Origin of the sequence: Segatella hominis (assembly GCF_019249725.2) — a bacterium.
Classification (GTDB): domain Bacteria; phylum Bacteroidota; class Bacteroidia; order Bacteroidales; family Bacteroidaceae; genus Prevotella.
The window spans coordinates 1-17197 of the sequence record NZ_CP137560.1; the positions used below are offsets into that span (position 1 = coordinate 1).

The window sequence follows — 17197 nt, forward strand, 5'->3', positions numbered from 1 at the left end:
ATGGAGAATCAGTTGAAAATGATACTCGCCATCGTTAATAATAAAGGTGGTGTTGGCAAGACAACTACTGTGCAGAATTTAGCTGCTGGTATGCTTCGTAAAAATAAGAAATTAAGGATCCTTGAGATAGATTTAGACCCTCAATGTAATCTTACATTGCTGAATCATGCACCAGAAGGTTGCGCTACGATTTTTGAGTCTATGGTTGAATGCAAGGGCATGCCGATTTATAAATCAGATATAGGTATTTATTATGTACCTGGTGCTGCTAAGATGCAAGATATTGATCCATTCCTTCAGAATACTGGTGCTCCTAGACAGGTTCTGGGAGCATGTATTAATAGCGATTGCGTAGATATGACAGGTGAAGGTATTAAAAATCCAATCGATTTTTTTGATTATATATTTATTGATTGCCCTCCTGCCCTATCCCAATCAACCTACAATGCTATGGTAGTGGCTAGTCATTTATTGGTTCCTGTACAGATGGAAGGTCTTTCTGTTAATGGTTTAGCAGCAATATTGGATGCCATGGAGGAAGTCAAAAATGGGCGTTTTGCCTTGAATCACGACTTGGAACTGCTTGGCTTACTGCCTGTTATGGTAGATGAGCGTCCAAGAATTGTCCGTCAGGCGATACAATACCTTAAGGATACATATGGTAGAAAAGTTATTGAACATGGCATCCGTAGATGTATCAAAGTGAATGAAGCTCAAACCGAAATGACCGATCTCTTTCATTATGCACCATATTGTACTGCTGCAAATGATTATTCAGAAGTTATTAAGGAAATTTTTGGTATTTAATTTATTATAGTAGTTCATCCTTTAAATTTTTAAATTTTGAAATTATGGCAAAAGATTTTCGTGCAGCTTTCAGTAATATGAATCAAGCGGTTCGTCCAGGTGGTGCAGGTAACGTTCAGCCGGCAGCTTCTCAACCAGCTGCTCCTGTCGAGAAAAAGATGACCGCTATTGAAAGAAGATCCAAATTGCATGGTGTGCAAACTTATCTCACTGATGAGGAATACGAAATGCTGATGATTGCAAAGATTAGAACCAAAAAGAAATTTGAGGAAATCTTGCATGACAGTTTGATTGAATATATTAAGAATTATCAATAAATTTCTTACTTGCAAAACCGAGAAGCCTTTTTCTCGGTTTTTATTTTATCCTTTTATGTGCAAACATGCACATTTGTTATAAACTTTGAAAGCAAACAACATATGGGTTTATTCCTACGCTTTTTTACCTGTTGTTTCTTTTGTATTTGTGAATGTTTGGTTGATGTTATGCAAACATGTTAAAATGAAGGAATGATATATTGATTACATGCTGGTTTAAGTACTTAATATACAGATACTTATATATTTTTTGTTTTCTGTTATAATAATCGTAATGCAAACAAAATAACAAATCAACAATACGAAAAGATGATAAGAAATCAATAATGAATGTTTGGATAATAACTTAAAATATAGCCTACATGATTAGTTGTGTGCAAACTTTTATATTCTTTTTCATTCATGTATTCACTTGTTGTTAAATTTCTATTTCATAATTATGTCTAAATATTTTAGTTTCTAAATCTTGATAATTTGTTTGCTTTATAACATCCATACATGTTTTCCTGTAGGCATAATGGTAAAATTGCATTTTGATAATTGAATGTATGATTGCAAAATTGCATCTTTGCAAAATTACATGACGACTTTAAATTAAATAGTGATGTAATTATGTATGAATGCAAAAATGATTGCAAGATAATATGCTGTAATGATTGCATGATATTTTGATAGCATTTTATAGATTCAATTTTCTTCCTTTCATGCCACCATCCACGGTCACAAAGAGTTTTCTGCGGATTTGGCCTTGCGGCCATTGGCTAACACCGAGCGTTCCTGCTTCAGGTTCAGGGATGTTGCCACGACCGTCTGGTCGAGTTTCCGTTTAATCAGAAGCATCTGTTTTTGAAAGTTTTTCCCAAAAAGGTTTGTGGTTTCAGGAATAATGGCTAATTTTGCGAGCTGGAATGCGTCGCCCTCCATGGGCAATGCTATATATAATAAGGTATATATATAATAAGGTGAAAATGAATGGGAAAATTATTATAGCTTGCGACTCTTATAAGGGTTGCCTTACGAGCAGGGAGGTGAATGAGGCGATTGCTTCGGGAATAAAGGAATGGGATTCTGAAGAGACTGCTTCTGGAATAGAAAAGTTGGATTCGAATGAAGCTTCTCCCGAAATCATTTGTCTCGAAATGAGTGATGGGGGAGAGGGAATGCTCGATGCCTTTCTCACGGCGATGAAAGGAGAGCGAGTGAGAATTCATGCCCATGATGCCCTGATGAGATGGATTGAGGCAGAGTATGGTATCGTGAATGATACGGCGATAATTGAGATTGCACAGACTGCCGGACTGGCTTTGATAGAGCCTGAACAGCGCAATCCTCTGAAGGCTACTTCCTGGGGCGTGGGCGAGATGATGATGAATGCTTTTCGCCGGGGTGTGCGCCACTTTATCGTAGGATTGGGCGGAAGTGCTACATCCGATTGCGGTATCGGAATGCTCAAGGCAATGGGAGACGACTGGAAGAAAATCCGCAAGGAATGTACTTTTATGTTGGCTTCTGATGTTACCAATCCGCTTTGTGGTGAAAACGGGGCGGCTCATGTCTTTGCGCCTCAGAAGGGGGCTGATGCAGAGATGGTGGAAATGCTGGATGCTCGGGCAAGGAAGTTTGCTGAGGTGAGCGCCAAGCATTTCGGTTATGATAGGAGTGAGATGCCTGGTGCTGGGGCTGCCGGTGGTTTGGGCTATGCTTTCCTGCAATATTTTGGGGCAGAGATTTCTGCTGGAGCCGAACTTCTGTTGCGAGAAATCGGCTTTGATGAGATGATTCAGGATGCTGATCTCGTGATAACGGGTGAAGGTCATAGCGACAGACAGACCTTGATGGGAAAGTTGCCACAGCGGATTTTGGAACATGTCTTGAAAAATAAAGCCACGACAGACCAGCAAATCTGGTTGGTATCTGGAGGAGTCAGCGAAAAGCAGGCGCTTCTTGATGCAGGATTTGATCAGGTTCTTGCCGTATCTCCTCAGAATATGGATTTAGAGGAAGCGATGAATCCTGAAATTGCCAAAAGAAATATTGCGAACGCAATCAGAGGTTCCTTTGGAAATGCTTAGACCTCTTTTAAAGAATAATCCATGTTTTTGGGCCAATGATCAGGACTTTCTTTGCCATTCTTCGGTTTTTTCTTTTGAGGATCATAAATTTTTCTTTGGACATTTTCTCATTTTACAAATTCGTAAACGAGGATTTTCATATCAGAAGTATATGTAGCGTACTATTAAACAGTGAAATATATTAAAAATGTGTTATCTTGGCAGAAATTCTGCTGGGATAACACATTTTTTTGCTTAAATAATTTGGAGATAACTTATTTTTTTGTATTTTTGCAAACAGGGTAGTTGAAAAACTATGCCTATAAACATCATATAGGATCAACAAAAAGTGATAAAAACCTAATGACGATCTTCAATATACTTAAGATTTAAGGGCTTTTTAGTAGATTATGTACGTGTAATATATACTCTCTGTTTGTATGGCAATCAGATTGCGATGCGAATCCAAAAAATAGGTGATGAAAAATTATTGATTTAATGAAAGCTGTTCATTATGGAGTTACTGGAAAAATATTTCGCAGAACTGATTCAGTGTGTCGGCGCCAGTTATCTGGTGATAGGCATTATCCTGGTGTTCCTGAGTGTACCGGATACTGCAGACTATGCCCCTTATCGTAAGGCAAAATATTTCTTGGCATCAGCGTTTTTTGTTATGTTCATCAACCTGTTTCTCTGGTTGGAAATCTTTTCCTCGCAAGATTGGAAGGCGCTCAATTCCATCATTGCCTGTATGGACATCAGCCTGTTTTTCCTGACATGTATATGCTTTGCTTATTCGTTTGCCTCCCTGTTGGATTCACAATATATCAATAAAAAGAGGATGCTGAAGGATTTCGGGTATTGGATATTGACGGTTTCCTTTTCCTGGATTACCCTTTTGGAGCCTTTTGCACCTTATGCCTATTATCTGTATATCGTTTCCACCCTGATTTTCTGTAGCATCGTGGTAAGATACATGTTCCATTTTCAGTTTATCTATAGGAAGAAAAGGGAACAGTTGGATAATTACTTCTCCGATGATAATATGCAGCGCTTCATGTTCTGGACGAAGAAAAGCCTCTTCTTTCTGTGCCTCTTGGGTGTCTTTGCCTATCTCACTCTCTTCTTCGGAATCTATTTCAACTTTGCTTATCAGGCGTATATTGTCTGTGTCAATCTCTATATCGTCATCTCTTTCATCAATTACCGCCCGTATTATGGCACGCTCAATTTAGCTTCGACGGTGAATGAGGAGATAGAATACTATTCCAACCAGGAACCGGAAACGTCCAAGTTGGAGAATTATGAGAACCTCTTCGGAGCACGCTTGCAGCAATGGGTGGATGACAAGAAGTATCTTTCATCGCAGTTGACCATCGACAGTTTGGCTTCCGAAATGGGCACCAATAAGGTTTATCTTTCCCGTTATATCAACGGAAAACATGCCGTCAACTTCAGTACCTGGGTTACCACCTTGCGCATCAAGGAGGCACAGGTCTATATGTTGGCTCATCCCGGTGCCACATTGGAAGAAGTAGCTTATCATGTCGGATTCTCTTCTGCCTCCTATTTCTCCCGAGTCTTCTCCCGCATCGTCAAGACGAGTCCTACAATATGGCGAAGTAATATCTGAAAATTGATGGGAGGGTGTGTCATAAGCCTGTGACGCACCCTTTTTGTGTGTTTTTCTGTATATTTTAGTTGAATCGTAGTCTTTCTTTACAAGGGGAATCTTATTATATTGTATAGAAGCTTTACTTTTCTTGTTTTATCGATAACAAAACTGCGCAAAAGCTCACAAAAGGACATAATTGTCCCATGTGGTAAAACTGCCCAAATTGAGTTTTATCGTTTTATCCCTAAATGTTTCTTCAAATTGAATCCTATACCGAACAACCCTATGTCCATGTAAACCTTGTCCTTTCCGAAATGCCTGAATCGCTTGTAATGCATGTCTTCCTTCATCTGTCCAAACGCAGCTTCTGGCTCTATCGGTCTCTGACTCCTGTGCTTCATACCTTCCTCCTGGCGTCAACAGCAAAAATGCTTCCTTTTTATATGCATTCAACTTATGGTTTACATATATGGTTCTGTTACCCTTGGCTTTCTTGCAAAGACTCCCAAGTGGACAGCCTTCACATCGCTGCGCTCTATATAATGTAATGACAGACACATAGCCAGAGTCACTTTTCGTTTGCCGTTGTCCGCAAGGATTCATGTGTTGTCCCATGGGACAGACGTAATAGTCTTCGTCTTTATTATAGTAGAAATTTGCTTGGTTAAAGACATCTTCCTTGAAAGGTTTATGCTGTTCTTTGTGAAACCAGTTGTACTTTACATATCCCACCATCTCTTCCATCTCCATGTACTCATAGTTCTTCTCTGATCCGTATCCTGAGTCTGCGGTGACGCACTTGGATTGCTTTCCATGTCTTTTCCTGTACTTATCCAAGAAAGGCTTGAATGTCAGGCTGTCCGTTGGATTGTGATAAAGGGCGAAGTTCGTCCAGTATTGATTCTCCGTCGCAATTTGAAGGTTATAAGCAGGTTTGGTCTGCCCATTGTTCATGGCATCTTCCTTGAGTCGCATGAAGATACGCACTTTGCTGTCTTTTGGTACATAATCATCAAAAGAGTTAGGAAAAAAACTTAATTCGTGCCGAGTTTCAGATTTTATTTGTATCTTTGCCATACTTTAAGAAGTTTTCTGCAAAGATATACTTTTTTGCGGAAAAACAAAGCCCGAGCTTGTGAAAGTTTTGGCTTTGTTGTAAATAAAAATGTTTTTTAAAGATTTCGTATCTGTGAAAAGGAAAGAAATAAAAAAGGGTGCGTCACAGACTTATGACGTAAGCGGCTCCGCGTTTATACCTTGCATAATTGAAAAAAGCAGTAATAGCTGATTGAATAATGCTGTTACTGCTTTTTCCATCTGTCAGGAAGCAAGTCTCTGTATTTTTCCAATGGAGTATTTGGTTGCCATTCTACGGTCTTTTCTATGACGTCGCTAATGTATTCGAACAGATTAATGCCATTCATTTTGCATGAGATGGCGATAGAATATAGGATAGCTCCTCGTCTTGCCCCTTCGTGCGAACCAAAGAATAATGAGTTTCTTCTCGACAGCGATATGTACCTCTGGATTCTCTCAATATAATTGTTGTCGAGAGCAGTATCACCTCTTTTAAAAATGTCACAAATGGCATTATACTCGTTAAGGGCATAGCCGACGGCTTGCGCCAAGGGCGATTTGGGCAGCAAATCCTTCCTGGAAGATAATTCCTCCAGTTTCTCTAATAAATCCTGCAAAATGTCCGGTGCGTATGATTGCCGATAAGCCAGATGTTTCTCTATTGTCCATCCATTTACGCCAACCTTATGCTTTTTGTCTTCTTGATAAAATCTGTTGATGATGCCTGCTACTTCCTGTGCATCCTTGTCGTTCTTGCCACAGTCGATGAAGTTTCTCTTGACATGCTGCAGACAGGCAATTCTCATAATGTCCGGATAAGCATCCGACTCCAGCTTCCGGTAAGGAGCATATGCATCACTCTGTACTGTACCTTTATAATCCGAGAACACATCAAGTATGATCTGCTCAGAACGTGATCCAGCCTCATATACGAAGAACACAAGTCCCAGTTTAGGTGCGCTTACCGCCCACAGGTAACCTTTCTTCGAGCCATTGTCTGTAGGCTTTACCCTCGTCAGCAGTACTTTATGATAAGTTTCATCTGCCGTAACATAATCCTGCTGTAACACCTTTTGGCAGATGGCTCTATAGATATTTTCCAGTACGTCTGCGCTTCTGGCAATCAGCTTGTTTGCCGTGGCTTTCCTTAGTGTGAACCCACTGTCGGCAAAGTATTTGACGATTCGCTCCACCGGCATGGAATAGATATACCGCAACTGCAGTAGACCTGCTGCAAAAGAAGATGTATAGGATGAGTTTAGCAGCAATGCTGGTGGGGTCTTTCCTGGATACAGGACATTTCCATCCGTATAAGTGTTGATGTGATATACGGTCTTGATGAACTTGATGGGCTCCATGCTGTAACGCACACAGGTGCGGGTGCCATAGATGCGCAGCGTCTTCAAAAGTTCCGCATCCATGTCTGGATTAACCGTAACATGTTTCTCCTCCATCTCATAATGCATGTCACGCTTGGCCCCATTGTTTTTGCGCTCCTTTCTCTTTTCCGCCTGCTCTTTTTTCTTCCTGTCAAATTCTTCCTGAGTCATTGAGTCTTGCAGACACTTCTCCTGACGTTCGGACTTTTTGCCGGAAACGAGCTTGCCGAGCGCCCTGTTCTGACGATTCGCTTTGTCTATGGCGATTCCTTTCTGGACGAGTTGCTCTTCTAATGACTTTATACGTTCAATGAGTTCACCGACCTGTATGGTCAGCGAACTCACAGTATCGTTAGCAAGCTGAAGTTGCTCCTTCAAAAGTACTATGATTTCGTCCTTTGTCATAGTGCAAAGGTACGAAAAAATATTGAGACATGCAAGTATTATTGGATATTAATTTTATCTATTTTATTGATATACAGCACGTTATTGGCATTATAATACAGCTATAAGTTAAGCCTCTTTCTAAATCTCATACTTTTAAGGCAAATTCCGCTCATGATGGCAGACAGAGTCTTGTGCGGCATTTTGCATTGCTTGTTCTTAGGGTCAAAGAATGGCAATTCAAAGGTTCCTCGTTCCAGTCGCTTGTGATATAGCAAGAAACCATCGCCGTCCCATTTTAGCAGTTTAACCTGCTGGCGATTCTTGGAGAAGAAGATGAAGACAGCACCGCCAAGTGGTGGCAGCTCCATCTCCGTCCTTACTATCTGATACAAGCCATTAATACCCGTGTTCATTCGAACGTATCGCTGGCAGACATAGTATTGGGTGTTCTCATTTAATCCAAACATACCGCATCCTCCTTCTCATAAAGTTTCATTAACGCCATAACAGACTTGGCGCATCCTTTTTTGATCGACACAACGGTTCCATTGGGAAAGGTTATGTTTATGCCTTGAAGAAGATCCTCCATAGGAAGATCTATAGTTGGAGACTCCATAGGCACGAACATCACGCCGGTATTTGCAGTAGAGGCTTCTGCTCTTTCCTTACGGGCTGCCTCCTGAACTTCGCGGATTTCATGCTTGGCACGCAGGACAGAATATCCCTTCTCGGACATCCAATTTTGCATGGTACGGTGATTTACATGCCTTTCCTTCAAGAAAGGAGTCAGGTGAGCCTTTGGATTTCGATTCAAATAGATTAAGAAGGAATTCCAAGCCTTCTCAAAACGTTCGTTTGTTGTCATAATTCATGCAATTAAAAAATTATGGTGCAAAGGTACGAACAAACGAGAAAGCTACAATGGTATAAACGCGGAGCCGCTTACCTTATGACACACCCTCCTCGTTTTAATTATTTTCCCGATGCTTATGAAATATCATCCAGAAAACGGGTTAGCACGTTATGAGTGATTATTTCACCTCAATGTGCTTAACATCGTCTTTCTTTTCTTCCTTGGCTACCTTAGGTATCTCAATCTTTAAGACACCATCGCTGACCTCAGCAGAAATCTTCTCTTGATTGGCATCCTCTGGCAGAGCATAACTCTGAGAATAGTTGCTGTAAGAGAATTCACGACGCAAGTAATGCTCTTCCTTCTTTTCCTCCTTCTTCTCGTCCTTGTTCTCGATAGATACATTCAGATAACCATCCTTGTCAATGTTCATCTTGACCATATCTTTCTTCAAACCAGGAGCTGCAATCTCCATCGTATAAGCGTTTTCATCTTCCTTGACATTAACTGCAGGAGCGGTGGCGTTCATATGTGGCATCAAGCTTGTATCAAAGAAATTGTCATTAAACCAATTGTTCAACCAATTTGAAACACTGTTATTTCTACGAGCTAACAACATAATGAAAAACCTCCAAATTTTATTTTTCTCGTCCTCTCTTCGCCTCTCGGCTCTGTCGGGATTTCTAATTGTTTATTATATTTATCCTTTTAAAATAATGATTGCTTCGGCTTTCGAGGCTCAAGGATTTCAAGAAACCCTCAAATGTCATTGCTTAGGGTTCTTATCGTTCCCCTTGCCCTTTCGGCTTCCGCTTTCACTCTATATATGAGCAAGTTATGTGCCAATTCAATCTGTCTGTTTGGAGTGAACAGATATTGACAAAAATGGCAAATGACGCTGCAAAACTGACATCAAAATATAATTAATTTAAACTTAGCAGTCAGAAATGACATGAAAGTATAATTCATTTTCACGCTTCATACTTCAACGCTTCTTTTCTGCGTATTCGGCAAGAATCCGGCAATGATGCCGAGCAGTGGCAGGAAGGCACTCACCTGGAAGATGAACTCGATGCTCGTCTTGTCGGCTAACCAGCCGAAGAAAGCAGAGCCCAAACCTCCCAAGCCAAACATCAGTCCGAAGAAAATGCCTGCTATCAATCCTACTTTATCTGGCATCAGGTCGGTGGCATATACCACGATGGAAGAGAATGCCGAGGCGATGATCAAGCCAGAAAGGAAGGTACAGATGATAGTCCACGTGAAGTTGACGAAAGGCATGGCAATAGCAAAAGGTGCTGCTCCCAGAATAGAGAACCAGATGACATACTTTCTGCCAAACTTGTCACCCAGCATACCTCCAGCTACAGTACCTATGGCAAAGGCGGCAAGGAATACGAAGAGGCACAGTTGCGAGGTCTGTACCGACACGCCGAACTTATCCATCAGGAAGAAGGTGAAGTAACTCGTGATGCACGCCGTATAGAAATACTTGGAGAACACGAGCATAATGAGGATGAACAGTGCCCAATACTTCACCCTTTTAGATAAATGGGTGTTGAGAAGGGGTTGTTTCTGCGGATGGTTCACCACGTAAGCCAGTCGTGCCTTATACCAGACTCCCAATCTTACCATGATGATGGCGGCAAGCAGGGCTGCAAGGGCAAACCAGGAGATGGCATGCTGGCCAAAAGGCAAAATGATGATGGCGGCAAGCAGCGGTCCTATCGCCGATCCACCATTGCCGCCCACCTGAAAGATGGATTGTGCCAGACTCTTCTTGCCTCCCGATGCCATCTGTGCCACTCTCGAAGCAGTGGGATGAAACACGGAAGATCCCAGCCCTACGACGCTCACCGCCAGGAGAATCAGAAAATAATTTTCGGCGAAGGCCAGCAGGAGCAAACCCACCAATGTGAAGCACATGCCGATGGAAAGAGCATAGGGACGGGGATGCTTGTCGGCATAAAGCCCTGTGAATGGTTGCAGGATAGAAGACGTCATCTGGAAGACCAGCGTGATGATACCTATCTGTGCAAACGAGAAGTCGAACTTATCCTTCACAATCGGATAGATGGAAGGGATAATCGACTGAATCATATCGTTCAAGAAATGGGAAATGCTACAGATGATGAGCATGGAATACACCGTACCATCTACCATCGTAGGATTTCCCTTAATTTTACTGCCTATTGACTTGATGTTCATTTTTAGAGATATTATAATTTCATGGGATTTTATTGGCACCTATCAGCTATGAAGGTTTTCATAAATATTATCCCAATAAGGGTTATTACGATAAATTATCTTTACGCTTTTCTTGTTATATCTTACCAATCGTCCTAAAGCAACACTTCATCTTCTGCCTGCTTTGGCTCTATACACATTATATAATAGATAGGCAGATAAGTTATTCCATCCTTCACCTTCACCTGCTGAGTATTGGATAAAACGAAGGCTTGCTGGATGTTATATTCCTTGACTTGCAGGAACTTATCCAAGGCACTATGCACCTGATAATCCTTACCAGACTTGATTTCTAACGGAAGAACAGAAAGGTGCTCCATGTCATCTATCAGATAATCTACTTCCCCCGTCTTCTTGTTGTCGTAATAATAAAGATTGAAGCCATGCGCCTTCAACTCCTGTGCCACCACCGTCTCATAAACGGAACCGAGATTAATACTTGCCACATCATCCATCACCGCCTTGATGTTGGTGCCAAAGAAAATGCCGGTCAGAATACCCACATCGTTCATATAAAGCTTCAGCAGATTCTTACCACTATTCTCTATCAGAGGGAAACTTGGCTTACTGATGGCCTTCACTTCCAAGGTAATGCCAGAAGAAATCAGATAATCAAATTCCTCTACATAATCACTCATTCGCTTTCCCTTCTTGTCCTCAATGTCCTTCACCACCACACGTTTTTTCTTGTTTTCCAAATTAGAAGGAACCATACTGTAGATGCGCTGAATCTTCAAGCGATTGTGCATCTCCTCATAACGTGCCGCATCCACTCCATAGAGATGATGGATTTCATTCTGAATGGTACGAATGGTTGTGATATTCTTGGTTGCTAAGAATTCATTGACAGCATCAGGCAATCCACCTACCAGGAGATATTTCTTGAACAAATCTAGAAGTTTGTTATGGATAGCTTCCGGCATCGACTCCCTTGCAGCAAACTTCTTGCGAATCGCATCAAGCACCAGTTGTCCGATTCCATTGGCTATCAGGAACTCTTCAAAGTCTAACGGATACATGTGACGGATAATGATACTGCCTAAAGGAATAGATGATGTTGTCTTAAGCGTAACACCCAGCAACGAACCACTGGCGATATAAGTAAACTTATTATCTTCACGCAGGAACTTAAGCAAAGTAAGCAAATGATCATAGGCTTGAATCTCATCTATAAATACCAAAGTGTTATTCTTTTCCTTCATCCTATCACCTGCCACCGTACTCAAAGCCAAATAGAAATCATCCACCGTCTTAGCGTCAGCAAAAGTCCGGTCTCCAAGCTTATCTGTTTCCATATTCACCTCAATATAGTTGGGAAAAAGCTTCTTTCCGATTTCTCGGATAATGTACGACTTTCCGATTTGGCGTGCACCATCTACAATCAGAATCTTGTCAGACCCTGATTGTAAGTGACTTACGATATATTTTTCTATCTTTCTATACAGCATAATTACACTTTTCTTATGATTTTAACGGTGCAAATATACACTTTTCCTACGGAATAACCAAATAAAAAATACACTTTTCCTACGAATACGGGGGTCGAAAACCACACTTTTCTGAAAGAAACAGTTTTTTTTAAATAAAAATATGGATTTGTACACACACATCACCCCTTTTTTATTAAAGGAGATTTATGGCAAATTGATAAATATTCACAACATGCTCAATCCTTGTTTTTTTCAGGCTTGAGTATATTTTTTCTTATCTACGCAGAAAGACTGCATACCCATGTTGTAACTTTGCATTCAAAAACAAGAAATATGGATATTAGGAGGTCAAACGATGCTTACTTCATTAATGAATCGCTAGTACTGTTATAGTACTAGAGCTATGGGTACTCAGCATTGCAATTACCTCCATTTTTCATTACTTGAAGATAGTTTATGGCTGCGATAGATTTGAAGACAAAGGTATAACTTTTTATTTAGAAAATCACTTTTTCTCATTTATTTTTCATACTTTTGCAAAATAAATCGACAAACAACTTAACAATGAAGAATAAAGCATTTATCGGAGTCATTGCAGCCTCGCTCGTGCCGGGGCAGGCAGCAATGGCACAAAACAAGGCTGTAAAGGCTACGGCCGACAGACCCAATATCATTTTCATCCTTGCCGATGATCTGGGATATGGCGACCTCTCCTGCTACGGCAGCAAGACTATCAAGACTCCAAACATTGATAAACTGGCTGCTATGGGTACTCGATTCAACCAGAGCTATGCCGGGTCAGGAATCAGTTCACCATCACGTTGTGCACTGATGACGGGTAAGAATACCGGCAATAGCCGTATACGTGATAATATGTGCACAGCTGGAGGCATGACAGGTCTGAAAATAACCCCTGAAGGTGACACGACCATCGTTCGCAGAACAAGTCTGCAGCCGCAGGATACAACCATCGCTACGGTATTGCACGCTGCCGGCTACAAAACCTGTCTTGTCAACAAATGGCATCTGGATGGCTATGATCCAAAATCATCACCAATCTATCGTGGTTTTGACGAGTTCCACGGATGGCTGATCAGTACGGTAGAATCCAATTCACCTTACTATTATCCATACAACCGTTTCGACAACGACAAGCTCATCCACATCAAGGCAAATGAGCACGATAAGCACATCAAGCACAATACGGATATTTCGACCGATGATGCCATCAATTTCATCAAGCGAAACAAGAAGAATCCTTTCTTCCTCTATCTGGCTTTTGATGCGCCTCATGAACCCTACATCATCGACAACACCACATGGTATGATGATGAATCCTGGAGCATGAACGACAAGCGCTACGCTTCACTCGTAACCCACATGGATGCGGCAATAGGCAGACTGCTCACCTATCTGGAAAAGAACAACTTGCGCGAGAATACGCTCGTTATCTTTGCATCAGATAATGGTGCTGCCGTTCAGGCACCATTGAAACTGTTCAACTGCAACGCAGGATTCCGTGGCCGCAAGGCGCAGCTTTACGAAGGAGGTATCCGAGTACCATTCATCGTGAACCAGCCAGGAAAAGTACCGGTACAGTCGCTGAACAACATCATCTATTTCCCAGATGTAATGCCTACGCTGGCAGCTCTTACTGGAGGCACCCAATATCTGCCTCAGAACATCAACGGCATGAATATTCTGCCATTGTTCTATGGTAAGCAGATTGATACAGACGACCGAGTTCTTTATTGGGAATTCCCAGGTAAGCAGCGTGCTGCGCGCCACGGTGACTGGAAGGCTGTTACCATCAAGCCAAACAAGCCTCTGGAACTCTATAATCTGCGTGAAGACCCAGAAGAGAAGCATGATCTCGCCAAGAAGTATCCGGAAATGGTTATCGGCTTTGACAAGGTGATGAAGGAAATGCGAACTCCATCAGAAAACTGGCCAATACCTGAAGATGCAGAAAGCGGGAAAAAGTAATTGGCTTTGTAAGACTGAGGGTGTGTCATGGACTTATTAAACACACCTTAAAAACATTTTATAAAAATATCATAGCCTTCAAAGATGTTTTTAAGCTGTGCCGTTTTTTGGCACACCCTTGCACTACCTTTGCAATAAATTTTAAATGTTAAGTGTATGAAACTGAAAGAACTTTTACTTAGTACGGATTTTGACGCATTGATACCTGCCTTGAAAAAAGAAGGATCTTTGACCATTAGACAGTATCGGGAAGCATACGACATCCTCTGCCACCTTACTCCTGTGGATAATTCTGATATAGAGAATCATAAGATTGAAGTCGAGTGGCACACTCCTGATGAAGCCTTTGAAGATGAGGAGTCATACATCGATGTTTGCAATTGCGAAGGTGACCTTTGGGAAAGCAATGTCGCCAAGGAGGTAGTTGTTGCTGATGACTGCAACCTCAGCAAGGAGGAAGTGCTAGCCAAGATTCTTTGGAGTTGTACTTTCTATGGCTATACGCCACAAACTACCCAAGAAACCTTTGAGGACAGAATCGAGCACAAGATGCACACCTGTTATGGTACTATGGCAAGAAAGTTAGAACAAAAGTACAATCTCAATTATTTGCCCGGACATAAAAAGAGAGAGGTTCTCAAAACAATGAGACTCGCATCTCTTGATAGTATATCCATGAGCATGGAAGACGGGGACTATTGCAACAAGAGAATCGCCAAAGCATCCAATATAAGAAAGAAGCGTGACTATCGTATGCAGAAGAGAATTGACTATCTAGACTATAGAGAAAAATATGAAGGTCTCCGAGATAAGTTCATGGGTGGAAAGGACATCACTTTTCATGACATGGACTTCATCTATGATGGTTTCTCTATGTTGCTAACCCACATGGAGACTCATACTTATGGAGAAAGCAGCAGAGTGGATTATCTGAAGAAACTGATAAAGTACATCGAGATGGATTCAGACAATGAGTTTTGTACCATTACAGCATGATGATGCTTGAATGCTTCCTGCACTCTCTACTGCCATATCCTCCAGATCATCAAAAAGCTTTATCTTCTTCATTGTCATTCAAAAAGCAAAAAGCCTTTTTGTCCTTTTACTTTTTTACCTTTTTACTTTTTACCTTTAAAAGATGGATTGTCTGTGTTTTTTCCATGATGTTTGTTACCACGGCGATTCCGTTGTCACGAATCTCCACCTTCTCATATTTGGCATCCACAATCACCTTTCCTTTTAATGTCATAACGCCCCAATGGTTAGGAATCTGTTCAAAGGCACAATAGGCACCGACAGGTTGCGCTATACTGTGGTAGAGAGGTGGCACGATAACTTTACCATCTACCTTCACACCCCATTTCTTTCCAGCTTGATATAATTCCACATGCCCAGTCTCTGACTTCTCATGCAAAAGAAGCAACTCGTTTGCTTCCATTTTCTTCTTTTGCAACATTGCCTCATGATAATATCTTTTGCCAAGTCGTGGCATTACATATTGTAAATCCTCCTCTTTGTTCTTTGGGTTATTGCATCCTATATATGTTTTTTTCAAATTAGAATCCACCAGATAGTAGTCTTCCTTACTGTCCATAACAACGATACCATCACCACAAAGATTGGCACACAGCCAATATACATGCTCATAATCATTACGCAAGAAGCACACATCCTTACTCTCCGTATAATCCTTACGCATCAGACCGTCACCACCTTTATAATAGTACCATACTTGGCAACCACTGCCTACGGAAAAATCATTGTGGAATATCAAGTAATACCCACGATTCAACATGTCATTTTGTAAAGGACGATAAGGTAAAGCAAAGTCCTCGTAGGTACGAGACCTGAAGAGACCATTATATACAACGAACTCCCATTCATTGATGGTGATTACCTCGGGAGCATCCTTCGCGTGAATGTCCTCGTCGATGAGAACTCTCGCCAAAAGGTCATAATAACAAACAGTCTTTCTGCGAGGTCGATAGGATAAGATATTCCCTCGCAAGAACTTCATGTCATAATAGTTGCCAGGTTCTATCACCTGTTCGCCATGTCGATTTACCACCGTCCTCTTTACATCAGGCAGTTTGACGATAGCAAAATCATCATTGCAATCCACGAACTCCCGATACTGCAACGACCGCATCAGTTCCTCACGGCTCATCACCATCACCATTTCCGAGTCTTGCCCAACCGGCATCGTTTCTTGCTTTCCGTACATCAAGAAGAAATCCCTTCCCTTCAAAGTATCCTTATTCTTTCCATATTTCAGTTTTCCTTCAAACGTAGCCTTCCAGTTCCATACTTGCGATGGCAATCCGAACACCCGATACAATCCCACGTTATCAATAATCACACAGTTCTTCTTCCCCTTGGCTACCCGCAGTCCACGTCCCACCATCTGCAGATACTTGGCAAGCGAGAGAGTAGGACGCGCCAACTGCACAAACTCCACATCCGGACAGTCAAATCCCTCCGAGAAAATATCCACATTCACCAGCACCTGGATATCACCTTTTCGGAAAGCCTCAATATCTGCTTGTCTTTCTATAGTAGGAGTCTTTGAGTTCAATGGCAACCACCTTGATGCCATGCTCTTGATACAGCTCCATAATTTTCTTTGCATGAGAAATATTAATAGCATACACGATGCCCTTTCTATCTTTGCCATACTCCTCAAAGCTTTGGTAAAGCCTTTCGATGGAAGGTCTCTTGTTCAGCAACATATCCATTTCCTTGTTTTGATAGTCACCGTCAGCACCTCGCTTCAGCAAGGAGTCGATGAGCCGTTGCGTCACACCATCCGATTTGATGCTCACGAAATCGTATGTCGCCAATCTTCCCTTACTGATAAACTCAGGAAATACTTTAATTTAAATGGGTGAATTATTGTTTGCCATTTATTAAAGCATCGGCATGACCAAGTATATAATGTGTAAAAGTAGATGAAGTGAAGTGCTTTTGGTGATATTACCTATTATAGGTATAAACAATAAGAAGGGCTGAGTGTTTAGCTTTGCCCTTCTTCAATGTCTTATGGAGTAT

Annotated in this window: 16 protein-coding genes and 1 pseudogene; 6 read left to right on the forward strand and 11 right to left on the reverse strand. The window is 41.4% G+C overall.

Features of this window, described 5'->3' with window-relative positions:
* Positions 1-807, forward strand: a complete 807-nt coding sequence (locus tag KUA50_RS15430) for a ParA family protein (protein ID WP_218457938.1) — start codon at positions 1-3, stop codon at positions 805-807.
* A 44-nt stretch (positions 808-851) separates the two neighbouring features.
* Positions 852-1124, forward strand: coding sequence for a hypothetical protein (locus KUA50_RS15435; protein WP_118117684.1), 273 nt, complete (start codon positions 852-854; stop codon positions 1122-1124).
* A 720-nt stretch (positions 1125-1844) separates the two neighbouring features.
* Here KUA50_RS15435 and KUA50_RS15440 read toward each other — a convergent pair.
* Positions 1845-2048 carry a hypothetical protein gene (locus KUA50_RS15440; protein WP_218457937.1) on the reverse strand — a complete coding sequence of 68 codons (204 nt, stop codon included), beginning with the start codon at positions 2046-2048 and terminating at the stop codon, positions 1845-1847.
* Between the two features lie 44 nt (positions 2049-2092).
* On the opposite strand from KUA50_RS15440, the gene KUA50_RS15445 reads away from it, so the two are divergent.
* Positions 2093-3196, forward strand: coding sequence for a glycerate kinase (locus tag KUA50_RS15445; protein WP_218457936.1), 1104 nt, complete (start codon positions 2093-2095; stop codon positions 3194-3196).
* 493 nt (positions 3197-3689) lie between these two features.
* On the forward strand, positions 3690-4808 hold the full coding sequence (locus KUA50_RS15450) for a helix-turn-helix domain-containing protein (protein WP_218457935.1): 1119 nt from the start codon (positions 3690-3692) through the stop codon (positions 4806-4808).
* Positions 4809-5020: 212 nt separating this feature from the next.
* Here KUA50_RS15450 and KUA50_RS16945 read toward each other — a convergent pair whose 3' ends face one another.
* From KUA50_RS16945 to KUA50_RS15485, 8 genes and pseudogenes are all read right to left on the reverse strand, one after another.
* A complete protein-coding gene (locus KUA50_RS16945; protein WP_287840795.1) occupies positions 5021-5191 on the reverse strand; it encodes a transposase in 171 nt (56 codons plus the stop codon).
* Positions 5192-5279: 88 nt separating this feature from the next.
* Positions 5280-5867 (reverse strand): annotated as a pseudogene (locus tag KUA50_RS15455) (transposase); the annotation flags it as partial.
* 224 nt (positions 5868-6091) lie between these two features.
* Complete coding sequence (tnpC, locus tag KUA50_RS15460; protein WP_218458237.1) at positions 6092-7651, reverse strand: IS66 family transposase; 1560 nt, start codon at positions 7649-7651, stop codon at positions 6092-6094.
* A 101-nt stretch (positions 7652-7752) separates the two neighbouring features.
* Positions 7753-8100 carry an IS66 family insertion sequence element accessory protein TnpB gene (gene tnpB / locus KUA50_RS15465; protein ID WP_022110333.1) on the reverse strand — a complete coding sequence of 116 codons (348 nt, stop codon included), beginning with the start codon at positions 8098-8100 and terminating at the stop codon, positions 7753-7755.
* Positions 8088-8498 carry a hypothetical protein gene (locus KUA50_RS15470; RefSeq protein WP_134842472.1) on the reverse strand — a complete coding sequence of 137 codons (411 nt, stop codon included), beginning with the start codon at positions 8496-8498 and terminating at the stop codon, positions 8088-8090. The genes tnpB and KUA50_RS15470 overlap by 13 nt, the downstream gene beginning before the upstream one ends.
* Positions 8499-8664: 166 nt before the next feature.
* Positions 8665-9105 carry an Hsp20/alpha crystallin family protein gene (locus KUA50_RS15475; RefSeq protein WP_218457870.1) on the reverse strand — a complete coding sequence of 147 codons (441 nt, stop codon included), beginning with the start codon at positions 9103-9105 and terminating at the stop codon, positions 8665-8667.
* A gap of 359 nt (positions 9106-9464) precedes the next feature.
* Positions 9465-10694 (reverse strand): MFS transporter, encoded by a 1230-nt coding sequence (locus KUA50_RS15480; RefSeq protein WP_218457869.1) that lies wholly within the window; start codon positions 10692-10694, stop codon positions 9465-9467.
* A 134-nt stretch (positions 10695-10828) separates the two neighbouring features.
* A complete protein-coding gene (locus tag KUA50_RS15485) occupies positions 10829-12181 on the reverse strand; it encodes an ATP-binding protein (protein ID WP_134844269.1) in 1353 nt (450 codons plus the stop codon).
* A 606-nt stretch (positions 12182-12787) separates the two neighbouring features.
* Between KUA50_RS15485 and KUA50_RS15490 the strand changes: the two genes are divergently transcribed.
* On the forward strand, positions 12788-14149 hold the full coding sequence (locus KUA50_RS15490) for a sulfatase-like hydrolase/transferase (RefSeq protein WP_256624351.1): 1362 nt from the start codon (positions 12788-12790) through the stop codon (positions 14147-14149).
* 156 nt (positions 14150-14305) lie between these two features.
* Complete coding sequence (locus tag KUA50_RS15495; RefSeq protein ID WP_218457867.1) at positions 14306-15145, forward strand: hypothetical protein; 840 nt, start codon at positions 14306-14308, stop codon at positions 15143-15145.
* Positions 15146-15251: 106 nt separating this feature from the next.
* On the opposite strand, the gene KUA50_RS15500 is transcribed toward KUA50_RS15495, so the two are convergent.
* Both KUA50_RS15500 and KUA50_RS15505 read right to left on the reverse strand, forming a co-directional pair.
* The gene (locus KUA50_RS15500; RefSeq protein ID WP_256624350.1) at positions 15252-16745 is read right to left on the reverse strand and encodes a DEAD/DEAH box helicase; all 1494 of its coding nucleotides are present in this window, start codon (positions 16743-16745) and stop codon (positions 15252-15254) included.
* Complete coding sequence (locus KUA50_RS15505) at positions 16681-16989, reverse strand: hypothetical protein (protein WP_218457865.1); 309 nt, start codon at positions 16987-16989, stop codon at positions 16681-16683. Before KUA50_RS15505 ends, KUA50_RS15500 begins: the two co-directional genes overlap by 65 nt.
* Between the last annotated feature and the right edge of the window lie 208 nt (positions 16990-17197).